Here is a 5,908-nt window from a genome sequence, read left to right as displayed (position 1 = left end):
TGGCAGTGGGGGCCTACTTCCTGGCGCCGGGGCTCTTCCATGACGGGGTGGTGGCGGCGGCGTGCGGTGCCGGTGCGGTCGCGGTCAGCGGGCCGCTCACCGACGCCCCCGAGCTGGCCGATCTGGTGCTGCGTCGGGTGGACGCGTCCGTCCCGTCGTGACGAGGGCCGCAATCATGATCGACGGTGGGACCGGTGGCTGGCAGCGGCTGGGTGCGGAACGCGGACAGCGTAACGCCCCGGCGGGTGGAACCCGCCGGGGCGTACAGCTCTGTGTGGTGGGTCAGGCGGAGTGAGCGCGCAGCACCCGGAGCCCGCCGCGGCGCTTCACCGCGCGACGTTCCTCCTCGCTCATCCCGCCCCAGACGCCGGCGTCCTGACCGGACTCCAGCGCCCACTGGAGGCACTGGTCGGTCACCGGGCAGCGCCGGCAGACAGCCTTCGCCTGCTCCACCTGCAGGAGGGCCGGACCGGACGTCCCGATCGGGAAGAACAGCTCCGGGTCCTCGTCGCGGCAGACGGCATCGTGGCGCCAGTCCATGGCGGCAACACTCCTCATTCTGGATGGGTGGAAGATAACGCTGTTGCTTTTTCCTATATGCGTCCGCAGTGCCGGTCGTAACGGTTCGCGCCCGACTATTCAGCAATGCGTGAGCAGGCTCGTTCAGCCCCGGGACCTGCTGGAACAGCTCAACCTGCCGAGCGCTCCTGGCAATGTCCCGGTAGCTCAAGTTCGCTTGTGAATACTTTCACGAACGCTGTCGATGTCAAGGGTGCCGCGAGGAAAAACTCCGTACGGTGAGCAAGCTCACGACCCTTTTGTCCGGCTTTGTGGCACCCCCGGCTACCCGGCGTGCCACAGTCGATAGTCAATATAGTACAGTCCGCGCGACAATGCTGACATTTCCGGCACCACCCTCCGTCCGCGGCGGCCACCGCTCCGTGCGGTGTAACGATCGCCGACCTAGGGCGTTACCCGAGACCTAGCAGATTACTCTCAGTGCCTCCGGAACGGAGGAAAATCTGACCTTTTCTCGTTCGCCGAGGTAGTCGCCGTCGACCTGGAAGGCCTGCGGGCGGCTGCTGACCAGGGTGAACTCGGGCACGTCGTGAAGCCGCAGCACCTGTTTGCCGTGCGGATCCGGGTTCCGCGACAGGAATTGCGTCACCGTACGTGTGGTGCTGGCCACCCGGAGCTGCCGCAACGCCAGCACGTCCAGCCCGAGGTCGAAGGACGCCTCGGGATTCGGATTGATCTCCCGCTCGCCGAGGTAGGTCCACGGAGCGCAGTTCTGGATGATGACCGTCGCCAGCTCGCCCTCGGCGGGCTCGCCCGGGCGCTCCAGGGAGATCGCCGGGTGCCGGCGGTCCGAGTCGAGGAAGTACTGGCCCAACGTGGCGCGGAAGTAGAGCGCGGGCGTCGACACCCGACCCCGCCTGCGGGCCTGCTCCACCCGGTGGATCACTGCGGCGTCCACCCCGAAACCGGCGCAGAAGGTGAAGAAACGGTCGTCGGCCTGACCCAACCCGATCGTCCGGGACCGGCCCAGCCGCAACCCCTCCAGGATCATGCTGGTGCCCTCCGGCCACTCTCGGGGCAGACCCAGGGCGCGGGCGAAGACGTTGGTCGAGCCGCCCGGCACCGTCGCCAGCGCGGGCAGCCGGTCGGCACGGGCGCCGCCGGTGCGGATCGTCGGCGGCTCGGCCGTCATCAGGCCGTTCACCACCTCGTTGACCGTGCCGTCGCCACCGAGCGTGACGACGACGTCGACCCCCTCCTCGGCCGCCTCCCGCGCCAGGTCGGTGGCGTGCCCCCGGCGGCGGGTGTACCGCACCGACAGGTCTACTTCGCTGCGCAGCGCCCGGACCAGGACGTCCCGGCTGCGCTCGCTGGTGGTGGTGGCCTTCGGATTGACCACCAGGACGGCCCGCATGGGCGGCACTGTACCGCGACCGCTCCCGGGTATCGTGGCCGCGTGACGCTCGACTCCGACCCGGTGCCCGACACGCTCCGCTGGGCGGTACGGCTGCTGCGGGGTGAGGCCGCCGCCCTGGCGCTGCTCGCCGGCTGGCTGATCTGGGCCGACCTGACCGCCGCCCGGACCGACCTGCTGTCGGCGCTCGTCGTGACCGGGTTCGCGATCGCCGCCGCCGCCGCGCTCTGGGCCCTCGGCGGTGCGCTGGCCCGCCGACGGGCCGGTGCCCGGGCACCGGCGATCGTGCTCCAGCTCATGCTGCTGCCGGTCGGCTGGTTCATGCTCCAGGCCGGGCTGGGTTGGCTGGGCGTACCGCTGATGGTGCTCGGCGTCGGGGTCTGCGCGCTGCTGCTCAGCCCGCCCACGACCCGGTCCCTGGGTTTCGGGTGAGGCCTCGGCCCGGTGACGGTCAGTAGCCGGGCGAGCGGCGGGTCAGCAGTGAGATGGTGGCCCGCCCGTCGGCCGACTGGGCGGCGGCGGCGGTGGTCAGCGCGGCGAGCACCTTCCACGCGAACGAGGACTCCGAGGGCAGCGCCGCGCCCCGCACGACCGGCACGGTCACCTCGACGGTGAGCGCGTCGTCGGTGACCGCGAACCGGCACTCCAGCTCGGCGTCGCGGGTGGCGATGGCCAGCAGCATGGCGCAGGCCTCGTCCACCGCGATGCGCAGATCCTCGATCTCGTCCAGGGCGAACTGGAGGCGGGCCGCGAGCCCTGCGGTGGCGGTGCGGAGCACACCGAGGTATCCGACGTCGGCGGGCACGGTGAGGTGCACCACGTCGTCGTCGGTCGTCGGTTGCCCGGTCAGTTGAGTCACGCCTCATCCCCCCGGTCGGGGACTCTACCCTCGCAGGCGTTCCGCCGGGCGGGGGCCGCCTCCGCCTGCGCGGCGAGTGCGTGCAGCGCCGGCCCACCGAGCCGGTACGGCACCAACCCCTCCATCGGGACGGCCCCCACGGTGGCGTAGAAACCGGCGGCCGGATTTCCCTCGCGCATCAACCACTCGAGGCGCTGATAGCCGCGCAACCAGAGCGCGAAGCCCACCGGCTCGTCGTCCGCGTCGACCGCCACGTGCCCGAACACGGCGGGGGACGGGCCGAACAGGGCCACGGTCAGCTGCTCGGCGGTCAGCCGGCACTGGTCGGCGCAGCGCTGGTAATCGGCGAGCTCGTGCACCATCGCGACGACGGCCGGCACGTCCTGGGGACGTGCCGGCCGGATCGACGGCAGGAAACCCTGGCTCACGCCTGCTTGGTCTCCCAGAAGATCTTGGAGATCTCGTCGATCTTCTGGAGCAGCTCGTCGGCCTTCGACGGGTCGGTCCCGCCCTTGGCGCCGGCCGCGCCGGCCAGCTTGGTGGCCTCGTTGAACAGCTGGTGCAGGTGCGGGTACTTCTCGAAGTGGGCTGGCTTGAAGTAGTCGGTCCAGAGCACCCACAGGTGGTGCTTGACCAGGTCGGCGCGCTGCTCCTTGATCAGGATGGCCCGGGTGCGGAACTCCGGGTCGGTGTTGGCCTGGTACTTCTCGCAGATCGCCTTCACCGACTCGGCCTCGATGCGGGCCTGCGCCGGGTCGTACACGCCGCAGGGCAGGTCGCAGTGGGCGCTGGCGGTGACACGGGGCGAAAGGATGCGGGGAAGTCGCATCAGAGTCCTCCACGGGATGTTTGCGATGATCCAAGCCGACATTACTCCTGGGAGGTCCCCGGTAGGGGCGGAGGGGAAACCTGATGACGGTCGAGCCGCCGGGGCCCGGAGGGCTGCTGCGCCGCCCGTTGGCCGCCGTCGGGGTGACCGGCCCGTCGATGTCGCCCACCCTGCGGCACGGCGACGCGCTGCTGGTCCGCGTCGGCGGCCGGGCCGTCCGCCCCGGCGACCTGGTGGTCGCGGTCTTCCGCACCCGCCCCGACCTGCTCGTGGTCAAGCGCGCGGTCCGTCCGCAGGACGGCGGCTGGTGGGTGCGCGGCGACAACGCCCTGGTCACCGACGACTCCCGGGCGTACGGCGTGGCCGACGTGCTGGGCCGGGTGGTGCTGCGCTACTGGCCGCGTCCCGGTCGCCCGCCTCGCCGGCGGGAGTTATGACCCTGCTCACATGTCGGCACGAGGTGTCTGACTACACTCCGAAAGTGCCTGGGTGACCCCCGCACCGCGCGCCGCCGCCGACGCCTCACCTCGTGCCTCGCGCCGGCCGCTCCATCTGCTCGACAGATCCTGGAGTCACCATGTCTGCGTCCACCGTGGATCCCGCTGATCCCGTCTTCCGGCTGCACGTCGGCGGCAAGATGGCCGTCGCCTCGACCGTCCCGCTGACCAGCCGGGAGGACCTCTCCCTCGCGTACACCCCGGGCGTGGCCCGGGTCTGCGAGGCGATCGCCGCCGACCCGGCCCTGGTCGACGAATACACGTGGGTGTCGCACGCCGTCGCGGTCGTCACCGACGGCTCGGCCGTACTCGGGTTGGGCAACATCGGTCCCCGTGCCGCGCTGCCGGTCATGGAGGGCAAGGCGGTGCTGTTCAAGCAGTTCGCGGGGATCGACGCGGTACCGATCTGTCTGGACACCCAGGACACCGACGAGATCGTCACGGCGGTGCGGATGCTCGCGCCGTCCTTCGGTGGCATCAACCTGGAGGACATCAGCGCCCCGCGCTGCTTCGAGATCGAACGCCGGTTGGACCAGGAGTTGTCCATCCCGGTCTTCCACGACGACCAGCACGGCACCGCGATCGTCGTGCTGGCCGCGCTGCGCAACGCGGCCACCCTCCTGCACCGCAAGCTCGGTGACCTGCGGGTGACGGTCAGCGGCGCGGGCGCGGCCGGGGTGGCGGTCACCCACATGCTGGTCGCCGGGGGCATCAACCCGGAGCAGGTGGTGGTCTGCGACTCCCGGGGGATCATCGGCCGGCACCGCGCCGACCTGACCGAGACCAAGGCGTACCTGGCCGAGACCACCAACGCCGGGGGACGCGAGGGCGACATCACCGAGGCGCTGCGCGGCGCCGACGTGCTGGTCGGCGTCTCCGGCGGGGAGATCCCGGAGGAGGCGGTGGCCGGGATGGCCCCGGGCGGCATCGTCTTCGCCCTGGCCAACCCGACCCCGGAGGTGCACCCGGAGGTGGCGGCCCGGCACGTGGCGGTGGTCGCCACCGGGCGCAGCGACTTTCCCAACCAGATCAACAACGTGCTGGCCTTTCCCGGCGTGTTCCGGGGCGCGCTGGACGCCAGGGCCACCCGGATCACCGACGGAATGAAGGTGGCCGCGGCCGACGCGATCGCCGGGGTGGTGGCCGAGTCGCTGACCGCCGACGCGATCGTGCCCTCCCCGCTCGACCCCCGGGTCGCCCCGGCGGTGGCGGAGGCGGTGGCCGAGGCGGCCCGGCGCGACGGCGTCGCCCGCGCCTGACCTGTCAAGAAGGGCCCGAGCGGATCCGCCCGGGCCCTTCTTGGCGACCGTTTCCCTTGTTACGGTGCCGATCATGCGTGCCGCCTGTGCCTCCCGCTTCGACACCGACCACCCGCTCGCCGCGCTCGCCGTCGGCGAGCGGCCCGAGCCGACCCACCCCGACGGCAGTTGGGTCACCGTGCAGGTGCGGGCCAGCTCGCTCAACCACCACGACATCTGGTCGCTGCGCGGAGTGGGACTGACCGCCGACCAGCTCCCGATGATTCTCGGCTGCGACGCCGTCGGCACCGACCCGGACGGCCGTGAGGTGGTCATCTACCCGGTGGTGCCCACCCCCGGCGACCCGCGGGGCGTCTCCATCCTCTCCGAGCACTTCCCCGGCACCCTGGCCGAGCGGGTTGCCGTACCCCGGATGAACCTGCTGCCGTTGCCGGCCGGGCTGTCGGCGACCGACGCGGCCTGCCTGCCGACGGCCTGGCTGACCGCGTGGCGGATGCTGACCACCAAGGGGCGGGTGGACGAGGGCGACTC

Annotated in this window: 8 protein-coding genes and 2 pseudogenes; 5 read left to right on the top strand and 5 right to left on the bottom strand. The window is 71.5% G+C overall.

Annotated elements, in window-relative coordinates:
* Nucleotides 1–161: pseudogene (locus E1193_RS29420) on the top strand (cobalamin biosynthesis protein CbiX); the annotation flags it as partial.
* A gap of 121 nt (nucleotides 162–282) precedes the next feature.
* On the opposite strand, the gene E1193_RS29415 reads toward E1193_RS29420, so the two are convergent.
* A complete protein-coding gene (locus E1193_RS29415; RefSeq protein ID WP_073834718.1) occupies nucleotides 283–540 on the bottom strand; it encodes a WhiB family transcriptional regulator in 258 nt (85 codons plus the stop codon).
* A gap of 442 nt (nucleotides 541–982) precedes the next feature.
* Complete coding sequence (locus E1193_RS29410) at nucleotides 983–1,933, bottom strand: diacylglycerol kinase family protein (protein ID WP_132186420.1); 951 nt, start codon at nucleotides 1,931–1,933, stop codon at nucleotides 983–985.
* A gap of 42 nt (nucleotides 1,934–1,975) precedes the next feature.
* On the opposite strand from E1193_RS29410, the gene E1193_RS29405 reads away from it, so the two are divergent.
* Nucleotides 1,976–2,365, top strand: a complete 390-nt coding sequence (locus E1193_RS29405) for a hypothetical protein (RefSeq protein WP_132186419.1) — start codon at nucleotides 1,976–1,978, stop codon at nucleotides 2,363–2,365.
* A gap of 19 nt (nucleotides 2,366–2,384) precedes the next feature.
* Here E1193_RS29405 and E1193_RS29400 read toward each other — a convergent pair whose 3' ends face one another.
* The 3 genes from E1193_RS29400 to sodN are packed head-to-tail and all read right to left on the bottom strand — an operon-like array spanning nucleotide 2,385 to nucleotide 3,621.
* On the bottom strand, nucleotides 2,385–2,792 hold the full coding sequence (locus E1193_RS29400) for an ATP-binding protein (RefSeq protein ID WP_132186418.1): 408 nt from the start codon (nucleotides 2,790–2,792) through the stop codon (nucleotides 2,385–2,387).
* Complete coding sequence (locus E1193_RS29395; protein WP_132186417.1) at nucleotides 2,789–3,220, bottom strand: GNAT family N-acetyltransferase; 432 nt, start codon at nucleotides 3,218–3,220, stop codon at nucleotides 2,789–2,791. Before E1193_RS29395 ends, E1193_RS29400 begins: the two co-directional genes overlap by 4 nt.
* Nucleotides 3,217–3,621, bottom strand: a complete 405-nt coding sequence (sodN, locus tag E1193_RS29390; protein ID WP_132186416.1) for a superoxide dismutase, Ni — start codon at nucleotides 3,619–3,621, stop codon at nucleotides 3,217–3,219. Before sodN ends, E1193_RS29395 begins: the two co-directional genes overlap by 4 nt.
* An 83-nt stretch (nucleotides 3,622–3,704) precedes the next feature.
* On the opposite strand from sodN, the gene E1193_RS29385 reads away from it, so the two are divergent.
* The 3 genes and pseudogenes from E1193_RS29385 to E1193_RS29375 all read left to right on the top strand — a co-directional run.
* Nucleotides 3,705–4,058, top strand: a complete 354-nt coding sequence (locus tag E1193_RS29385) for a S26 family signal peptidase (RefSeq protein WP_132186415.1) — start codon at nucleotides 3,705–3,707, stop codon at nucleotides 4,056–4,058.
* A gap of 140 nt (nucleotides 4,059–4,198) precedes the next feature.
* Nucleotides 4,199–5,377 (top strand): NADP-dependent malic enzyme, encoded by a 1,179-nt coding sequence (locus E1193_RS29380; protein ID WP_132186414.1) that lies wholly within the window; start codon nucleotides 4,199–4,201, stop codon nucleotides 5,375–5,377.
* A gap of 64 nt (nucleotides 5,378–5,441) precedes the next feature.
* Nucleotides 5,442–5,908: pseudogene (locus tag E1193_RS29375) on the top strand (Zn-dependent oxidoreductase); the annotation flags it as partial.

It is taken from the genome of Micromonospora sp. KC606 (assembly GCF_004348675.1).
In the GTDB taxonomy this organism is placed as follows: Bacteria; Actinomycetota; Actinomycetes; order Mycobacteriales; family Micromonosporaceae; genus Micromonospora.
The sequence above is the reverse complement of the archived record's forward strand: the minus strand, read 5'-3'. Positions and strand labels throughout refer to the sequence as shown.

Bases quoted from the DNA above. Each gene is read 5' to 3' on its own strand.
- sodN (WP_132186416.1), bottom strand. From the start codon at position 3,621: ATGCGACTTCCCCGCATCCTTTCGCCCCGTGTCACCGCCAGCGCCCAC.
- E1193_RS29385 (WP_132186415.1), top strand. From the start codon at position 3,705: ATGACGGTCGAGCCGCCGGGGCCCGGAGGGCTGCTGCGCCGCCCGTTG.
- E1193_RS29380 (WP_132186414.1), top strand. From the start codon at position 4,199: ATGTCTGCGTCCACCGTGGATCCCGCTGATCCCGTCTTCCGGCTGCAC.
- E1193_RS29415 (WP_073834718.1), bottom strand. From the start codon at position 540: ATGGACTGGCGCCACGATGCCGTCTGCCGCGACGAGGACCCGGAGCTG.
- E1193_RS29410 (WP_132186420.1), bottom strand. From the start codon at position 1,933: ATGCGGGCCGTCCTGGTGGTCAATCCGAAGGCCACCACCACCAGCGAG.